This is a genomic window from Granulicella aggregans (genome assembly GCF_014203275.1).
Classification (GTDB): Bacteria; Acidobacteriota; Terriglobia; order Terriglobales; family Acidobacteriaceae; genus Edaphobacter.
The window spans coordinates 20,602-36,138 of the sequence record NZ_JACHIP010000024.1 but is presented as its reverse complement, the minus strand read 5'-3'; the positions used below and the strand labels follow the sequence as shown (position 1 = coordinate 36,138).

Here is a 15,537-nt window from a genome sequence, read left to right as displayed (position 1 = left end):
AAGTTTAAGGGGCTGGTGCGGCGCAGCTACCTAGAACCCACCATCACCGCCCTGTACCAGATTGCCCTTGGTGACAGCAATGTTGGGTTTACCCCCGATAAGACTGGTGATCGATAGGGGATATTCCACGAAACGAGATTAACAGTTCGCGACCCGAAGTACTACAACATAACGTCCTTTATGTTGTAGTAAAAAGCCCTCCTGGCGAAGTGAGATTTAGGCAGTTACTGCGCGATCGCGCAGCTATTCCCTTCCCTCCCGAAACCTCCTAAACTAGCGCTGTTGCTCCCTTTAGGAGGGCTCGCCCGCCATGCCGCGCCCCATCTCCTGGCTCCCGCGCCTCCATGAGATCCGCCGTTCCGTCGCCAACTCCGTGCGTTCGCACTACGGCCGCCGCGACCTGGAACAGCTCTTCGAGCTGCAGCCCCGCGCCGCCCAAAAGCTCTTCGAGATGCTGCCGACGGTCAAGATCGGTACTTCCCTGCTCGTAGAGCGCGAGGCTTTGGTGGTCTTCCTCGACCGGGTGCGCGAGGCCGAGGATGTCGGTGCTCTCTTCGAGCAGGTCCGCGCGGAGAAGGCCGGCGTCTCCAGGAAGAAGGTGCGGGCGCTGGTTCCCCGCGACACCGAGCCCGCCACGCTCAGTTCCCTGCCCGAGTCGATCGCTTTGAGCCGGGGGCGGCTGGAGGTCAGCTTCGCTACCGTGGAACAGTTGGCGGAGGCGATGTTTGCGCTCGCCAGGGTGCTCGAGACCGATGTCGATGCCTTCGCCCAGGCCTACGAGCCGGAGATGCCGCCAGAAGTGCCCGAAGTCGCTCTGGAGATCGATGCTCTTTTCGCAGAGCTCGAAGCGATGGAGAGGGAGCGCTCTGAAAGAACGGTACCTGCAGACCACTCAAGCTCTGACTGAGTGACGCTTAGCTCCGCAATGAGGCAATGCGACGTTACAACATGTAGACATGTTGCAATGTCGGAAAATAACGTATAGAACATGTAGACATGAAGACAGTAGCAATCGTTTCGCAAAAAGGTGGCGTCGGAAAGACGACAGTAGCTCTGCATTTAGCTGTCGCGGCAGAGAGGGATGGAAAGCCCACTGTAATCATCGACCTTGATCCTCAGGCGAGTGCCGCGACGTGGAAGGATCTTCGAGAAGATGAGACACCCATAGTCCAGCCCGCACAAGTAAATAGATTGGGTGTGATCTTGGCTGAAGCGGAGAAGCAAGGAGCTGCTTTTGTTGTAATCGACACCTCGCCCAATTCAGAAAGCTCGTCGCTTTCGGCGGCTCGCGCAGCCGATCTAGTGCTTATCCCCTGCAGACCACATCTGCTCGACTTGAAAGCCATAGGCTCGTCAATTGAGCTTGCGCGCCTAGCGAAGAAGCCCTTTGCCGTGGTTGTCAATGCCGTTCCTCCGCGCGGGGGGCTTGCTTCTGAAGCAGATATGGCCATCGGTACCTACGATGCTCCTATCGCTCCCGTTCATCTCTCGATGCGGGCGGCCTACTATCACTGTTTGGTAAACGGGCAAGTTGCGCAGGAATACGAGCCATTAGGCAAGGCCGCCGAGGAAGCGCACGAATTGTACAAATGGGTGCGGAAACAATTAGACATGTAGACATGAATGCATGTAGCAATTACATTATGTCTATGAGTAGTAATGTCGTATGGCACCTCGGAGGATTACGTTGAAACGAAATTCTATGGCCCACGCATTGAGTCAGGCGGCAGGACATTCCTTTTCCCGGCAACCGGCACGGGACATTGAGGTCCAGCAGGCCCAATCCGATGAAGACAAGTCGAAGCCTCAACTATTAAGATCTGTAGCACCCTCTCGAGCAGGGAAGAAGCCAATTACAGGATTTTTCGAGCCGGAAGTGTCTCGGCAGATTAAAAAAGCCGCGATAGAGAGCGACAAGACTATGCAGGAGCTTTTGCAAGAGGCTCTCAACGATCTCTTTCGTAAGTACGATCTTCCCCCAATCGCATGAATCATTGTAGACAAGAAGACATGTCGATATGTAGACATGTAGATAGGTAGGCTTGATGGAATTTAACGAAGAACAGTCTGATTTGTTTGGGGGCAATAGCATAACGGATGATCGATCGCGCGAGTTGGTTGAGCTCATGGCGTCTATCAGCGAGCGCGATCCCAACGAGGAAGAGCGAGGTTATATCGCTCGGATGCTCGTTCAGGCCTGTTTTCCCTACCGGCGAATTCCTGCCAATGAGTTCTCGCGTGTAGCAAATAACTTCCGATTAACAATCATGGCTCCCTCCGACGTAGGCCTTCCTTTCGGTGTATTGCCTCGCCTGATGTTTATGTGGATGACCCGTGAAGCTATGTTCAAGAAGAACAGGCGGCTAGAGTTGGGGCACTCTCTAACTGAGTTCATGATGCAGCTAAACCTTTCGCTGACGGGTGGAAAGACAGGCACTATAACCCGACTGCGGGACCAGATGAAGCGCATGGCCTCTTCTACTCTGTCGGTGACCTATGACAATGGTCGTTCTTGGAGCTTGCGTCAGGTTGGCATGATCGAAGAAGCAGAGTTTTTGTGGGAGGAGAAGCAGGCAGGGAAGTCAGATCAGCCTGGACTTTGGTCTTCCACTATTCTGCTAAGCGAGGCCTTCTATAAAGAGATTACCAACCGACCCGTCCCCTTCGATATGCGAGTTGTCCAAGTGATTCGAGAGAAGACGCAAAGTCCGCTAGCTCTCGATCTTTACCTGTGGCTGAATTACCGGATGAAGTATCTTAGCCGGCCCACTGACATTCCATGGGGCAAGCTACAGCTTCAGTTTGGGGCCAATTACGCGGACACCCGCCAGGGACGTCATGAATTTAAGCGCGAGTTCCTGAAGCAAATGGAGGTCGTCAGAATGGCATTTAGAAAAGCAGCGCCGAGCATTAAAGAGCACACTGACGGTCGGGGAATCAGACTACTTCCAGGCGAAAGTAGTGTACCGGACATCCCAAGGTTCGACTGAGCTACGCATACGTTCCCGACGGTGATCTACGCATACGTTCCCGACAACGACATGCGCCACTGTAACTCCCTCCGTGACAATCCCCGGTGTATACAAGCCTATTTGGATCGAAGAACTCGCAAGCAACACATTACAAGAGGGTTATGAGAAGCTGCCAATTTAGGCGGTTCTCTTCATCCAGAGCTGGCAGCAATCAATGGCTCATTCAGATGTTGCGCATACGTTCCCGACGCATAGGATCTACGAATAGCGCATACGTTCCCGACACTGAAAATGTGCAAAACCTGTTGATTCTAATAGTTTTCCACGCATACGTCCCCGACCCTAAAAAGGGTCATTTCCACTCAATTGGCGCATACGTTCCCGACAAAAGCTAGTTTTCCACGCATACGTTCCCGACAAAAAACGATGAATCTCTATTGTATTCAACTGTTTAGCTCGTCTCTTGTAGTTAAAGAACTTGTATTAAATACATAAACCACTTGTAGTAGTGCCCGCTTTCCTGTGGATTTTAATAATCCCAACAACGCGAAAGCAAAAGGAGCGCGTCCTTCGGCCGCACCCTATAGGGCCTAACGGCCCTTTTCCGTTGGGGCTGCCGCCCCAAACCCCGCAGATACAACAACAAAAGTAAAAGCTCCCTTATGAAAGTGGGGTGCTTTTGAAGGTTTGGGCTAACGATTAGAGCCTCCGGAAATCGAGCAGAGAAGCCCCACAACGTCCCGTTGAGGCCTCAGACAGCCGCAGGCACCCAAAACTCAGAGAAAACGCCTCTACACGTCACCCTTCCGATCCCGGCGCGAAACTTGCGCTCAGGCTGCTGTCCGTAATGACATTGTATTTACGTCTTGCTACACTCAAGCTGTTGGAGGTCTGTCATGGCTATCGCTGAATCCCGCACGAAAAACGTCTCTACCCGCAAAACTCGTACTGCGGCGAAGCCGGCAGGGAAGACGCGCGCCACGCTGAACATGCGCATTCAGCCCGATCTGCGCATCCTGATCGACCGGGCGGCGGAGGTTGCCGGCCAGAATCGTACTGACTTCGTGCTCGATGCCGCACGCAAGGCCGCGCAGACTACCTTGCTCGATCAGGTCCACCTCCAGTTGAGCCCCGCTGCATTCAAGGCATTTGTCCAGCGTCTCGATGCGCCGCCGCAGCCGAACCAGCGCTTGCAGAAGAGCCTGCAGATGCTCGCGCCCTGGGAGTAGCCGGTGGAGCTATCTGCGCCAGCTGTGCTGGCCGACCATCATAACCTCACTCAGTTCCGATCGGGCGAGGCTTCGCTCGACGAATGGCTCATCAAGCGCGCTCGCGCCAATCAGGCCGATGGCGCAAGCAGGACCTTCGTTGTCTGTGAAAAAAACCGCGTCCTCGGCTATTACGCTCTTGCCTCGGGTTCGGTTAGCCTGGCTGGGTTGCCGGGCAAGTTCCGACGCAACATGCCGGACCCCATTCCGGTCGTCATGCTGGGGCGGCTCGCTGTCGATCTCAGCCTCGCCCGCAAAGGCGTCGGTCGAGGCCTCTTCAAGGATGCCGTCCAGCGCGTCGCGCACGCCGCGGACACCATCGGTATCCGCGGAATCGTCGTCCATCCCATCTCCGATGATGCCCGAGCCTTCTACCTCAAGCTCGGTTTCTCCGAGTGTGTTGGAGATCCCCGACTCATGGTCGTGACCCTCAAAGACGCGCGCGAGGTCTTGAGCAGCATAAGTGCTTAGTTGATTAGCTGTGGGGCGCATTAATTCGCTCAATGTGTGCAATTTCAGAAGGTATGCTGATGGGTGAGGGAATATGAATACATCCGAGATAATCGAAGCCATCGACCAAGAGATTTTGAAGTTGCAGCAGGCACGGGCGCTGCTCGCTGACGTTCCCGCCATCCAGGCAACCAAGCCGGTGGCGGCGAAGCCCGCAACAGGGAAGCGCCGTGGCCGGCCGAAGGGCTCCGTCAACAAGAAGGCGGAAGTTGTCGCGCCCGCTGCGGTCAAACCGGCTAAGCGGACCTTGAGCGCAGAAGGCAAAGGACGAATCGCTGCCGCGCAGAAGGCGCGTTGGGCGGCTCAGAAGAAGGCTGCCGCAAAGCCTGTTGCAAAGAAGATTGCCCCAAAGCCTGTTGCAAAGAAGATTGCCCCAAAGCCTGCGAAGAAGGCTGTTCCTGCCGCCAAACCAGCTGCGAAGAAGATAGCTGCTAAGGTCAGCAAGAAGCGAGCCGTTACTGTAAAGAAGGCTGCCGCAGAGCCGGTGGCAGAGGCGTAAGGCAGGTGGACGGTGTCCTGGCTTGACCGGCTGCTTGAAAAATCCGGGTCAATTAAAAGTTTGATTGATTATCGGAAAGACCTTAAATTTCCAGCTAGACTAAGTCGGCGAGGGCCCCGATGAGTAACCCGATACCTGGTGATGAGCGCATCCTAGCAGAGCAACGCGAAGCTTTACGGCGCAAGGAAGAAGCTGAAGAGAAGCATAGGGATCGGATCTATCAGCTGGAGCGGGATAAACACGAGCTTGAGAAACAGAAAGCGGCTCACGGCCGCAGAAGCGCGCTCCTGGGTGTTATTGCGACCCTCATCGTTGGCTTGATCGCGGCCGGCGCGGCCATTGCAGCGGCCTTCATCTCCCTCAATAAAAAAACCGATCCGACAGAGCCAGGGATTGTCACGAGCATCATTCACGGGGCAATTACGAGCTACAAGATTTACAACTCCAACACTCCGCTTGCGGAGGCCGTGCCGCAAGCTAAGGCACCTAAGACCACGACCTCGATTGCGCCGCCAGCAACGACGCAGCAGGCAATAACAACTCCGACGCAGCCGGAGCCTGCGACCCAGCGAAGTTTGTGCAGTGGCCTCAGTTTGCAAAATTGGGCGCTCGGTCCAGCCCAGGTCAAACTCGTTCTTGAAAATGGCAAGTTCATCGGCTATCGGACAATCGCGACTCTACAGAACATCAGCGCCGGACCTATCCTTGTGGCGCAAACCGGCGGCACGATGACAGACAATGTCGGCAATAATTTCGGCCTCTCGGATTCAACGCTCGGTGGATATATGTTCGGTCGCCCGAGCCCGACCGTGATCGATCCGGGGGTTTCTCTTCAGCCAAGTTTCGGCTACAGGGGACGTGGCACTCCTGGACAGACAGCATCTTTCGACGTGAAGCTCTCGATCTCCGTTGACGGAGGGAAGAACTATATTTCCAATACGCTCACCTGCAGCCCGGTGTTAGTGCCTGAAATGACACCCCAAGCTGCGCGGTAGGAAGAAGACCCTGTTCATATCTCCTCCGCCCTCCGTCGCTTCTAGGAGCTTGTTGAAATAGGGTTCATGGGCTCTGCGCGAAGGGGTATTTGAGGTCTGCGAGGCTGTTTAGCTTGAGTAGTCTCTGTGCGATTCTGTCTGCGTGCGTTGTTGAACACTCAACGGGATGTTTTCAGGCGCAGTTCTGCCGAGGGTCTTGCTGGAGATGGCTTGCGATCAGCCTGGGCAGGCGCATGAGGTTGTGTGCGGCGCAGTTGAAGACGAAGATCCAGTCCACCTTGTGCAGACCGCGCAGCTTCACCTGGCGGAGTGGGCCGGTCTGCTTGAGCCACCCGAAGCCCTTCTCGACCAGCCACCGCCGGCTCAGGCTGATCGCATATCCGGGATGCCGAGTGGTTCGGCGATCCATATTCGAGCGGCGTCCCTTCTCGTTCTTCGTCACATGCGCGGTCACGTTCAGCGTCCGGGCGGCAGTGACGAAGTCCTTCGTATCGTAGGCCTTGTCGGCACCAACGGTGATCCGCCGTGAGCTGCCTTTCTGCTTCGCTTCATGCAGCAGCAGCGCGGCCTCGCGCTCGGCATAGCCATCGGCCTGGGTGGCCATCGCGGCGGCGATCAGGCCGTTGCGGTTCTCCACCAGCGCGTGGCCGAGATAGGCCAGGTGCGACTCCTTGCCATAACTCTTCTTGTAGAGCCTGGCGTCTGGATCGGTCGTCGATTCATGCGTCTCGTTGGTGCGCTTCTGTCTGTGGAAGTTCGTGCCGTCGCCATCGGAGCCGTCCTTCTTGCGGAAGCTCTTCTGAGATGCCCAGGCCTGGATCAACGTCCCATCGACGGTAAAGTGCTCATCGCTCATGAAACGCCTGGCCTGCTGGTTGACCTCGGCGAAGAACTGCTGCGCCACTTCGCTGGTGAGCAGCCGGTCCCGGTTCTTCGAAAACACGGCGTGGTTCCACACCGCGTCATCCATGCCCAGGCCGACGAACCAGCGGAACAGCAGGTTGTAGTCCAGCTGCTCGACCAACTGCCGCTCGGAGCGGACCGAGTAGAACGCCTGCAGCAACAGCGCCCGCAGCACATACTCAGGCGCAATCGAGGGACGCCCGGACGCCGAGTACATCTCGTCAAACGCCGTGCTCAGAGAAGCCAGAACCACATCCGTTAGCCTGCGTATCTCACGCAGCGGATGATCCTGAGGAACACGCTGCTCCAACGTCACATAGCTGAACATCCCACCCTGCAACCGCTCGTCTCCACGCATACTCCATAAGACCATGACAAGCGCAAATCAGACGAAGTGCGGAACCTATTTCAACAAGCTCCTAGTGTGCTGTCCCAGATATAGTTGTTAAATGTGGCTGGCTGAGTTAACCTCCGGTTATGCTGACCGGCCGACCGAAGACATCCCTGGAACTGAGTGCGGAGGAAGAGGCTGAGTTGCGCTGCTTCTCTTCTTCCCGTAGTTTGCCTCACGCTCTCGTGGCTCGGGCGAAGTTGGTGTTGTGGTCGGCCGAGGGCAAGACCAACACGGAGATCGCATCCCAGTTGAAGTGGACGAAGGCGACGGTCGGTAAGTGGCGCCAGCGTTTTATCGAGCGGCGTTTGAGCGGTCTTTACGATGAACTTCGACCTGGTCGGCCCCGGTCGGTCTCCGATGAGAAGGTGGCCTTGCTGCTCCGCCGCACTTTGAAGAACAAGCCTCCAGCAGGAAGTCACTGGAGTGTACGCCAAGCTGCCGATAGCAACGGTCTTTCAAAATCAACGGTCCATCGCGTCTTCCGAGCATTTGCCGTTCAGCCTCACCGCAGCAAGAACTTCAAGCTGTCCAGCGATCCGTTCTTCATTGAAAAAGTCCGCGACGTGGTGGGACTCTATCTGAACCCTCCTGACCATGCGATCGTGCTTTCGGTCGATGAGAAGTCTCAGATTCAGGCCCTTGATCGCACTCAGCCTGTGTTGCCGATGGGGTTGGGCTACGTGGAAGGAGTCACCCACGACTACGTTCGCCATGGAACCACCACCCTGTTTGCCGCACTCGACATCGCCTCCGGAACTGTCCTGACGGAGTGCAAGGCGCGTCATCGTCATCAGGAGTTTCTTGCGTTCCTCAAGCGCATCGATCAGGCTGTGCCGGCAGGCCTTGAGGTCCATCTGATCGTCGACAACTACGCCACCCACAAGCATGCCAACGTACGACTCTGGTTGGCACAGCGGCCCCGCTTCCACATCCACTACACTCCCACCTACTCCTCCTGGCTCAATCAAGTCGAGCGTTGGTTCGGGCTCATCACCCAGCAGGCGATTCGCAGAGGTAGTTTCAGGAGCGTCAAACACCTGATCGATAGAATCGATCACTTCGTCCAGCACTACAACCGTAACTGCCGACCATTCGCGTGGACCGCAACAGCAGACTCCATCCTTCAGAAGCTTGCACGACTTTGTTCACGAATCTCTGGGACAGCACACTAGGGCCTACATAAGGCAAAAGTGGAGGTTGAACAGTCACATGGGAACGGCACACGCTAACGAAATGACACGAGTTCAATACCAACAAAGAGGGCTGGAGCTAACAATGCTGTCGCCAGGGGCAATTTGACAATTGCCAAGAGCTTTAAGCAGAGTAGATGTACAAAACAGTTGTCACGCTGCACTCAAATCCCGGAAATTCTGTCCTTTGTAATCAATCATCTTCCGGTCTTTGAGTGCCGCCCGACACTAACCCTAGCTGTTCAATTCGAGCCGCATGGGACCTTCCAGCGCGTCGATCTCCTTGAGATTCTGTCCTGCGATCCCTTGGAGATCCCCGTACATGCCGGACGTGGCCTCGAGAACTGCCAGAAGCTCACTGTCTCTCTTCGCCCACTGCTTGTTCATCCATTTGCGTTCCTTATCGAGATCGCCGCGCAGTTCTGTGAACTTCTCGGCGATGCATTCGATCCGGTGTTTGAACCGCGGACCGGTCAGGTAAGCGTAGATCTGCTGCGCTTTTGTCTCCTGCCCTTCGCTGGACCGGCGCACGCCGGCGAGTTCAATCACGCTCACCCGAAGGGCATTGGCAACCGGCAGGATGCAGCCCAGGCTGGACACCCAGATGCCCTCCATGTGGTCAAAGTGCGTAACGTCCTTCGGCATCGTCTGCGACACGATCACTGCCAAATCCGCATGTGCGGCACGCTGATCGCCTTTAAGCTTAGTAAGCCATGAATCCGACCAGGCCTTCGTCCGCTTTGACTCCCAAAGGATCTTTCCGCAGAGTTGGCCACTCTGATCACGGACATGCTGTAGCACGTCGCCCCCAAACTCGCCCTTGGCGACGGGTTCTATGAGGTCGAAAGGGAACTGGGCACGCAGTTGGTGCTCGAGCGCAAGCTCCAGCGATTCACCCTGAGACTGCTGTGAACTTTGCTCCGCCTTGCGCTTCAGGCTGTCAATCTGGGTCAAGAGATCCGCAATCTTGTTGTCGCGATCCTGCACCTTCAGATCGAGCGTGGATTGTGCCTCAGCGAGTGCCTTGGCTCGCACATCAGCCAGCCCCGCAGCAATTCCTTTCTGAAGATCTAACGCGAGTTCACGCTCTTTATCCTCGAGCTGCTGTTTCTTCTTGAGAAGCTCCGCCTCTGCCGCTTGAGCGTCGGTCAGTTTCTTGGTGAGCGTCTCGATACGTTCCTTCTGGAGCATGCTTGCGTCTCGCTCTGCCTTCAGCTCATCTTCCATCTGCTGTCGAGCACGTGCCGATTCCTGATCGGCGATCGTCTTACGCTCGGTGACTAGCTGCTTCGCGACTTGATCCCGGACAGCTTGAGCAACTTCCTGGTGCTGCTTGGAGGCAGCTGCCTCCAGTTCGGCCGCTCTCCGATCATTCGCTTCCTTTTGCGCGTTCAATGTCAGCTTTTCAGCTTCAAAAGTCTTCGCCTGGTTCGCGAGCTGCCGTTCGTACTCTGCGCGGGTCGCTGCGACCAGTGGTGCAGCCAGTGATTCGGTGAGTTTGATCGCTTCGCCGCACTGGGGACAGACGAGCGATTGGTCGGTTTGGGGCGGCATGGGTATCCTCCGCCGTAGTATAGAGCGGCTTGAAGAGGAAGACTGGACGCCAACTCTCTGCCAAGCCGCGACCTTAGAATCAATTCAGCCGTGGCAGATCTTCCTTCAGACCGCAGACGCGCCCATGCAGAGCGTATGTTGGCCCGCGCTTGGCGACGGCACCGGCAGGCGCTGAAGCTGCTCGACAAATGGAAGCTCAAACTCGCGGAATTGGATCGAGAGGGTATTGAGGCGCGGCAGAGCAAACTCTGGGCGGACGATCACCTCGAACCGCGGATTGAGGACTGATAATCTCACCCTATGCCCGCCAGCGAGATTGCGACCGAGAGCGCCTTGACCATTCCCATTGAGATCGCAGTCGGCGGCCTCCTATTCGACATGGATGGCGTACTCGTAAGGTCCACTCACGGAGATGAGCGATGCTGGACACGGTGGGCAGCGCATCATGGCCTAAGCGAGATCTTTGACCTGCGTCGAGCACATGGCCGCCGTGAGTGGACACCATCCGAGAATATCTTCCGCACCCCACCCCCGAATCGCTGACCAGTCATCTCGCACAGCTCGATTCGTTTGCGGAAGAGGAGCAATCCGATGTCACTGCTTACCCCGGTGTCGTGGAGTTGCTGGCATCGCTACCGTCCTATCGATGGGCTGTAGTCACGTCAGCATCTGAGAAGATAATGCGAAGTCGGCTTGCAGCGGCTGGTATTTTGACACCCACTCACACGGTTGGCGGTGACACCGTTAGGCTAGGAAAGCCACATCCGGAGGGCTACCTTCGGGGTGCTGGAATTCTCACCCGCCAGCCCCAGGAATGTCTGGTGATCGAAGATGCACCGGCAGGAGTTCGGGCCGGCAAGGCTGCAGGTTGCCAGGTGCTCGCGGTCGCTTCTTCGCATCGCTTGAATGAGCTTCAGGAAGCAGATTGGATCATCGCTTCCATCGATCAAATTGCCGTCTCCGTCGACCCAGAAACTTTAACACTCAATCTCAAATTCCCGGCGCTCCAGAGTTGTGGATAAGGCGCTGCCGGTCTACTGTATTCCGAAGCGCTTCAGCAACGTCTCGGTGCATTGCTTCCAATCAACGCGCCGACAAACCCGATCGCTCCACAGAATGCCATAAGCGCCGATATGGCGTACCAGCGCGGTTCGGCCAAGGCATGACTCCCGAGAAGGTTCGTGGCTTGCAAGTAATTGTTGAGTTGAGAGCCGACCCGCAACCCGAATACGCTGAGAGGAGCGAAGGCGAGCAGCAAGAAGAGCACTTCTTTGTTCGTAGCTTTGCGCATATGGTACCCAGCCTTACATGGAGCGACTGTGACTGTCTTGCGCAACCGTCCACCAGGCTCGAACATAAGCTATGGCATTCTGGTTCATCGAGCTATTTCTACCAGCGCTCTGGCTCGTCCTGCGGGCTCTGAAAAGCAAACGGCGTGATCGCGGCAGGTCCACACTCGGAGCTGAAGTGATCCGCTGCGCGGATCCTCATTCTTAACCTGCCAGAGCAGGCTAAAGCTCGTGAATCAGAGTTCCAACTGGATTGGCAATGACCTCTGATGCGATCGTGCCTGGAGGAACACCTTTTTTGTACAGGAGGTAGGCCGCAGCGATTCCAGAAACAACGGTGGTCCAAAAGATGAGTCTGCGCATGGAGGGTGATCCTGTCTGAGATACGAGATACAGCTTGGATGCAGCGAGAGAGGATGAAGCTTTCTTCCTATGGAACGGTCGGACTCGACGTCGCTTGACCGCGCGTATTTGAGGAGTGGATTGAAGCCCAGCCGTCATCGAGAACGCTCATAGCTTGTGTCGCTCCGAAAGAAGTCTTCCGCGCAGTTTGTCTCTGCATTACCTGATGGATTTGCCGCTGCACTTGGAACGCGTTGCACGCGTCCCACAACCCACAGGCACGGCGGCGGGGGTGTAGTTGGCACGCACTGAAAAGTGCAAAGGAACGCTGCTTCGCATCGGAAGTAGGGCTGACACGTCATCCCCAAAGGGTTGCTGCCTGTGAACGCGCGTATACAACTGTCTACGTTCGCTGAATCAATGGTTTAGCTCACTTCGGAGTCCAGGCGGAACCAACGGTAAACCTGCGTAAACAGGAATCCGAGCCACTCGCAGGCTCGACCAGTATCTGCGCCTTGCCAAAATCAGCCATTTCCGCACCTTCGTTTACGTCGGTAAACCCACGTAGACAATTGTTTACGCCCGGAAACGTGTTAAATTTGACCTCATTGAGCTTCGCCCGTAGGGTGGAAACTATAGAGCCGTTCCCCTTATCATGAGCAATCATCGCGTTCCTCCCCCGCTGTTTTCCGAGCCGCCTGCGAAGATAGAAGAGCCTTCTTTCCGCGCGAAAACCCTCGCAACCCGTCTCCCGAAAGCTGAGATGGAGGCGGTCGAAGCCGCGGCCTCGGCCGCCAACAAGACCTGCTCCGAGTGGCTTCGCGATGCCGCGATCGCGCATCTGAACCGGCCTGTACGGATCAAGAAATCGACTCCCGATCCGACCCTGCTAGCCGAGATTGTCGGACTCAGAAGCATCGTCGTGAACCTGCTCGCTGCGGTCGCAGTCGACCTTCCAAAGGAGACGATTCAGCGCATCGTGACCCAGGCAGACTCGGTGAAGCAGGGGAAGGCGGACGAGATTCTGCGCCGGCTCGAGGACCAGGTCAAGCCCTACGCGGGAGAGAAATAGTGTCCCGTCCGCTCCAGTTCCGGAGCCGGTCCAGGCTGTTCTTTCCGATCTGGATTGCGGTGGGGTTGATCTGTTTCTTCGTCCAATACGCGCTCTGGTTTTCGTTCGCCCTGACTCCACTGCAGAAGCAATATTTCAACTCCTATCTCATGATCCCGAGAGGCCATAGCACAGGGGCAGGACGGCGGGCGAAGGCTCAGGTTTGGTGGGTTTCGAAGACCGCTCCGAAGCGTAAACCTGAGATCGCGGTCGAGAGCGATGTCGTTGCCGATCCGGTTTCCAAGAACCCGGCGTTGCCACTCAACCTCTCTCCCAAGGCGCAGGCGGCGGGGTGGACGGGACTGGTTTCGGCCAGACAGGTCGTATCGGCTGACGGGCTGGAGAAGGTCCTGCGAGAAGGCTTTTTCGACGACGAAAGTCTCAGTCGGTTGTTGCTTACCCCGGTCCTCTTCGGAGCGGCTCTGTTCGTGACGGTGCTCCTCATCCGTAACCGTATTCGGGCCGGGTCGAGCCATGAAGATCGCCACGGCCGGCGGACCAGGGGGCCGGAGTTGGTCTCGGATTGGGGGGCGAACAAGGCAGAAAGAGACGGCGGGATTAAGCTTCGGTTGAAGCCAACGTTCGGCATCTTGCCATCGAGCTTTCCCATTCCGCGCAGGCTTGAGTCGAGTCACATCCTGCTCATGGGGGACACCGGAAGCGGCAAGTCGAACGCCATCCGTCAGATCCTTCGCGAGATCCAGAAGCGCGGTGAGGCAGCCATCGTAAACGATCCGGCTGGCGAATTCGTTCAGGAGTTCTACAACGCCGAGCGCGCGGACTTTGTGCTGAACCCGCTCGACGAACGATGCCCCTCCTGGAACCTATCAAACGAGGTTTATGACTACGGAACTTCGGATGCGATCGCTGCTGCGATGCTTCCCGAGAAGGAGCACGAGAAGGCATTCTTCACCGATGCGCCCCGCCGGGTTCTGTCCCGGTTGCTCAAAAGCCGTCCGTCCGTTCAGGAGCTTTTGGCGTGGATGGCCGATCCCGCCGAGATCGAGCGCCGGCTGGAGGGCACACCTCAGGCGGCCTACCTTGACCGCAACGCCGGACCGCAGCGGGGCGGCGTTCTGGCCAGCCTCAACATGATCGCCGACAGCCTCGCACTGCTTCCGGAACAGGACAAAAAGCGCGGCTTCTTCGAGACAACGCAGTGGGGTTTCAAGAGAACCCAGTGGGTCTTTATGACCTCAAAGCCAACCATGCGAGACCGAATTTTACCGCTGCATTCGGCGTGGCTCGATCTACTTATTCTGCGCATGATGGAGCCCTGCGCAAACGAGGCCAAACCTGTCTGGTTCGTCCTTGATGAGCTCGCCAGCCTCAACAAACTGCCACAGCTCCATACTGCAGTGACCGAGAACCGCAAGTACGAAATCCCAGTCGTGCTCGGCTTCCAGGGACGCAGCCAGCTTGAAAAGCGCTACGGTCAGGACGCCGAGGCCATGCTCTCCCAGCCGGCTACAAAGATCTTTTTCAAGACCTCCGAGCCGCGCGCGGCAAAGTGGGTTTCGGAGACGTTGGGTGAGATTGAAGTTGAGCGTCTGAAGGAGTCCAGGACGCCCAAGCTGTTTGGGTCGAAGAAAACTTATGCGATGGAGATCGCCACCAAACCGCTCGTCATGGCCTCTGAGATCGCGGGGCTCGAGCCGCTGCGTGGATACATCAAACAAGGGAATCGAGTCATGCCGGTGAGTTTCGCGCTCACGCCGCTGAGAAAGCTTCAGGCGGAGTTTATAGCGAGGAAGATGACGGTGCCGGAGCCACGGTCAGTTCCACCGCCGATACCAGAACCGCCTCTAAAGTCCTCACAACAAGATGCGGTCTCGGAACAGAAGACAGTAGACCTAAAAGATGTTGTCATACCCGCGTCTTCGCCGGTTGAAGCGCAGGCTCCCCAGAAGGAGTCAAGCAAGTTCGAAAAACCAAAGTCCCCCTTTGAGCGCAAAAAATGGACAGACAAGGGGACGCCGCGCGAGTGGGATCAAAGCCGCTGGATCGATTGAGAAATAGAGAACGCTCTATGAAGGATCGAGGCATCGAATCGCATAGGAGGATGGTTATGGACACTCTCGAGGATGGGATTTCAGCAACGCAAAAGGCTGTCCAGGTGTTGCAGACAATCCTGATTGAGGAGACTCTCGAGTACTTCACAGCGCCCTACACCGAAACAACGATTCGAGCTGGACGGCGGATGCTGGAGATTGGGCCGCTGCTTTATTCCCGTCCGCATGATGCCCTCCACATCAGTCTTTGGGAAGCCCTAGCTGCCATGCATCCCAAGATGCAGAACAATGAGGCTTATGCCCGTGGTTTGTTCCGCGCCGGGACTTGGGAGGTAGCGATGATCGTAACGAGGGGAACGACTTGGGACGACCTCGAGGCCGCCGTCATAGACGCACATCAAGAACCCGAGAGCCCTCCCAATCGGCCGAGAGTCGTACCTTTCCACTGATGGAAGTCGATAGCTGCCAATGAACGAGGCACGCATAGATGGTGCAGTG

Annotated in this window: 16 protein-coding genes; 13 read left to right on the top strand and 3 right to left on the bottom strand. The window is 56.5% G+C overall.

The window, feature by feature from the left end; all coding sequences use genetic code 11:
- Positions 1 to 310 precede the first annotated feature (310 nt).
- The 8 genes from HDF16_RS27265 (at position 311) to HDF16_RS27230 (ending at position 6,244) form a co-directional block, all read left to right on the top strand.
- On the top strand, positions 311 to 907 hold the full coding sequence (locus tag HDF16_RS27265; protein WP_184223634.1) for a hypothetical protein: 597 nt from the start codon (positions 311 to 313) through the stop codon (positions 905 to 907).
- Positions 908 to 996: 89 nt separating this feature from the next.
- Complete coding sequence (locus HDF16_RS27260) at positions 997 to 1,617, top strand: AAA family ATPase (protein WP_184223632.1); 621 nt, start codon at positions 997 to 999, stop codon at positions 1,615 to 1,617.
- An 85-nt stretch (positions 1,618 to 1,702) separates the two neighbouring features.
- The gene (locus tag HDF16_RS27255; RefSeq protein ID WP_221313266.1) at positions 1,703 to 1,990 is read left to right on the top strand and encodes a ribbon-helix-helix domain-containing protein; all 288 of its coding nucleotides are present in this window, start codon (positions 1,703 to 1,705) and stop codon (positions 1,988 to 1,990) included.
- 55 nt (positions 1,991 to 2,045) lie between these two features.
- The gene (locus HDF16_RS27250) at positions 2,046 to 2,990 is read left to right on the top strand and encodes a replication protein RepA (protein WP_184223630.1); all 945 of its coding nucleotides are present in this window, start codon (positions 2,046 to 2,048) and stop codon (positions 2,988 to 2,990) included.
- A gap of 878 nt (positions 2,991 to 3,868) precedes the next feature.
- Positions 3,869 to 4,201, top strand: a complete 333-nt coding sequence (locus HDF16_RS27245; RefSeq protein WP_184223628.1) for a DUF1778 domain-containing protein — start codon at positions 3,869 to 3,871, stop codon at positions 4,199 to 4,201.
- Positions 4,202 to 4,204: 3 nt separating this feature from the next.
- Entirely contained in the window at positions 4,205 to 4,711 is a 507-nt protein-coding gene (locus HDF16_RS27240; RefSeq protein WP_184223626.1) for a GNAT family N-acetyltransferase, read from the top strand.
- 73 nt (positions 4,712 to 4,784) lie between these two features.
- On the top strand, positions 4,785 to 5,249 hold the full coding sequence (locus HDF16_RS27235) for a hypothetical protein (RefSeq protein WP_184223624.1): 465 nt from the start codon (positions 4,785 to 4,787) through the stop codon (positions 5,247 to 5,249).
- A gap of 119 nt (positions 5,250 to 5,368) precedes the next feature.
- Positions 5,369 to 6,244 carry a hypothetical protein gene (locus HDF16_RS27230; RefSeq protein WP_184223622.1) on the top strand — a complete coding sequence of 292 codons (876 nt, stop codon included), beginning with the start codon at positions 5,369 to 5,371 and terminating at the stop codon, positions 6,242 to 6,244.
- A gap of 172 nt (positions 6,245 to 6,416) precedes the next feature.
- Here the strand turns inward: HDF16_RS27230 and HDF16_RS27225 are convergent, their stop codons facing one another.
- On the bottom strand, positions 6,417 to 7,505 hold the full coding sequence (locus HDF16_RS27225) for an IS5 family transposase (protein WP_184223638.1): 1,089 nt from the start codon (positions 7,503 to 7,505) through the stop codon (positions 6,417 to 6,419).
- 119 nt (positions 7,506 to 7,624) lie between these two features.
- Here HDF16_RS27225 and HDF16_RS27220 point away from each other — a divergent pair, with 119 nt between their 5' ends.
- Positions 7,625 to 8,713, top strand: a complete 1,089-nt coding sequence (locus tag HDF16_RS27220; protein ID WP_184223620.1) for an IS630 family transposase — start codon at positions 7,625 to 7,627, stop codon at positions 8,711 to 8,713.
- A gap of 252 nt (positions 8,714 to 8,965) precedes the next feature.
- Here the strand turns inward: HDF16_RS27220 and HDF16_RS27215 are convergent, their stop codons facing one another.
- Positions 8,966 to 10,285 carry a DUF2130 domain-containing protein gene (locus tag HDF16_RS27215; RefSeq protein ID WP_184223618.1) on the bottom strand — a complete coding sequence of 440 codons (1,320 nt, stop codon included), beginning with the start codon at positions 10,283 to 10,285 and terminating at the stop codon, positions 8,966 to 8,968.
- A gap of 105 nt (positions 10,286 to 10,390) precedes the next feature.
- On the bottom strand, positions 10,391 to 10,582 hold the full coding sequence (locus tag HDF16_RS27210; RefSeq protein ID WP_184223616.1) for a hypothetical protein: 192 nt from the start codon (positions 10,580 to 10,582) through the stop codon (positions 10,391 to 10,393).
- 197 nt (positions 10,583 to 10,779) lie between these two features.
- On the opposite strand from HDF16_RS27210, the gene HDF16_RS27200 reads away from it, so the two are divergent.
- The 4 genes from HDF16_RS27200 to HDF16_RS27185 all read left to right on the top strand — a co-directional run bounded on the left by HDF16_RS27200 (position 10,780) and on the right by HDF16_RS27185 (position 15,488).
- On the top strand, positions 10,780 to 11,307 hold the full coding sequence (locus HDF16_RS27200; protein ID WP_184223614.1) for an HAD-IA family hydrolase: 528 nt from the start codon (positions 10,780 to 10,782) through the stop codon (positions 11,305 to 11,307).
- Positions 11,308 to 12,571: 1,264 nt separating this feature from the next.
- Positions 12,572 to 12,988: a hypothetical protein gene (locus tag HDF16_RS27195; protein ID WP_184223612.1), complete on the top strand. Its 417-nt coding sequence runs from the start codon at positions 12,572 to 12,574 to the stop codon at positions 12,986 to 12,988.
- Positions 12,988 to 15,039: a type IV secretion system DNA-binding domain-containing protein gene (locus HDF16_RS27190; protein ID WP_184223610.1), complete on the top strand. Its 2,052-nt coding sequence runs from the start codon at positions 12,988 to 12,990 to the stop codon at positions 15,037 to 15,039. The genes HDF16_RS27195 and HDF16_RS27190 overlap by 1 nt, the downstream gene beginning before the upstream one ends.
- 56 nt (positions 15,040 to 15,095) lie before the next feature.
- Positions 15,096 to 15,488 carry a hypothetical protein gene (locus HDF16_RS27185; RefSeq protein ID WP_184223608.1) on the top strand — a complete coding sequence of 131 codons (393 nt, stop codon included), beginning with the start codon at positions 15,096 to 15,098 and terminating at the stop codon, positions 15,486 to 15,488.
- Positions 15,489 to 15,537 lie beyond the last annotated feature (49 nt).

Bases quoted from the DNA above. Each gene is read 5' to 3' on its own strand.
- HDF16_RS27265 (WP_184223634.1), top strand. From the start codon at position 311: ATGCCGCGCCCCATCTCCTGGCTCCCGCGCCTCCATGAGATCCGCCGT.
- HDF16_RS27260 (WP_184223632.1), top strand. From the start codon at position 997: ATGAAGACAGTAGCAATCGTTTCGCAAAAAGGTGGCGTCGGAAAGACG.
- HDF16_RS27255 (WP_221313266.1), top strand. From the start codon at position 1,703: ATGGCCCACGCATTGAGTCAGGCGGCAGGACATTCCTTTTCCCGGCAA.
- HDF16_RS27250 (WP_184223630.1), top strand. From the start codon at position 2,046: ATGGAATTTAACGAAGAACAGTCTGATTTGTTTGGGGGCAATAGCATA.
- HDF16_RS27245 (WP_184223628.1), top strand. From the start codon at position 3,869: ATGGCTATCGCTGAATCCCGCACGAAAAACGTCTCTACCCGCAAAACT.
- HDF16_RS27235 (WP_184223624.1), top strand. From the start codon at position 4,785: ATGAATACATCCGAGATAATCGAAGCCATCGACCAAGAGATTTTGAAG.
- HDF16_RS27230 (WP_184223622.1), top strand. From the start codon at position 5,369: ATGAGTAACCCGATACCTGGTGATGAGCGCATCCTAGCAGAGCAACGC.
- HDF16_RS27225 (WP_184223638.1), bottom strand. From the start codon at position 7,505: ATGCGTGGAGACGAGCGGTTGCAGGGTGGGATGTTCAGCTATGTGACG.
- HDF16_RS27220 (WP_184223620.1), top strand. From the start codon at position 7,625: ATGCTGACCGGCCGACCGAAGACATCCCTGGAACTGAGTGCGGAGGAA.
- HDF16_RS27215 (WP_184223618.1), bottom strand. From the start codon at position 10,285: ATGCCGCCCCAAACCGACCAATCGCTCGTCTGTCCCCAGTGCGGCGAA.
- HDF16_RS27195 (WP_184223612.1), top strand. From the start codon at position 12,572: ATGAGCAATCATCGCGTTCCTCCCCCGCTGTTTTCCGAGCCGCCTGCG.
- HDF16_RS27185 (WP_184223608.1), top strand. From the start codon at position 15,096: ATGGACACTCTCGAGGATGGGATTTCAGCAACGCAAAAGGCTGTCCAG.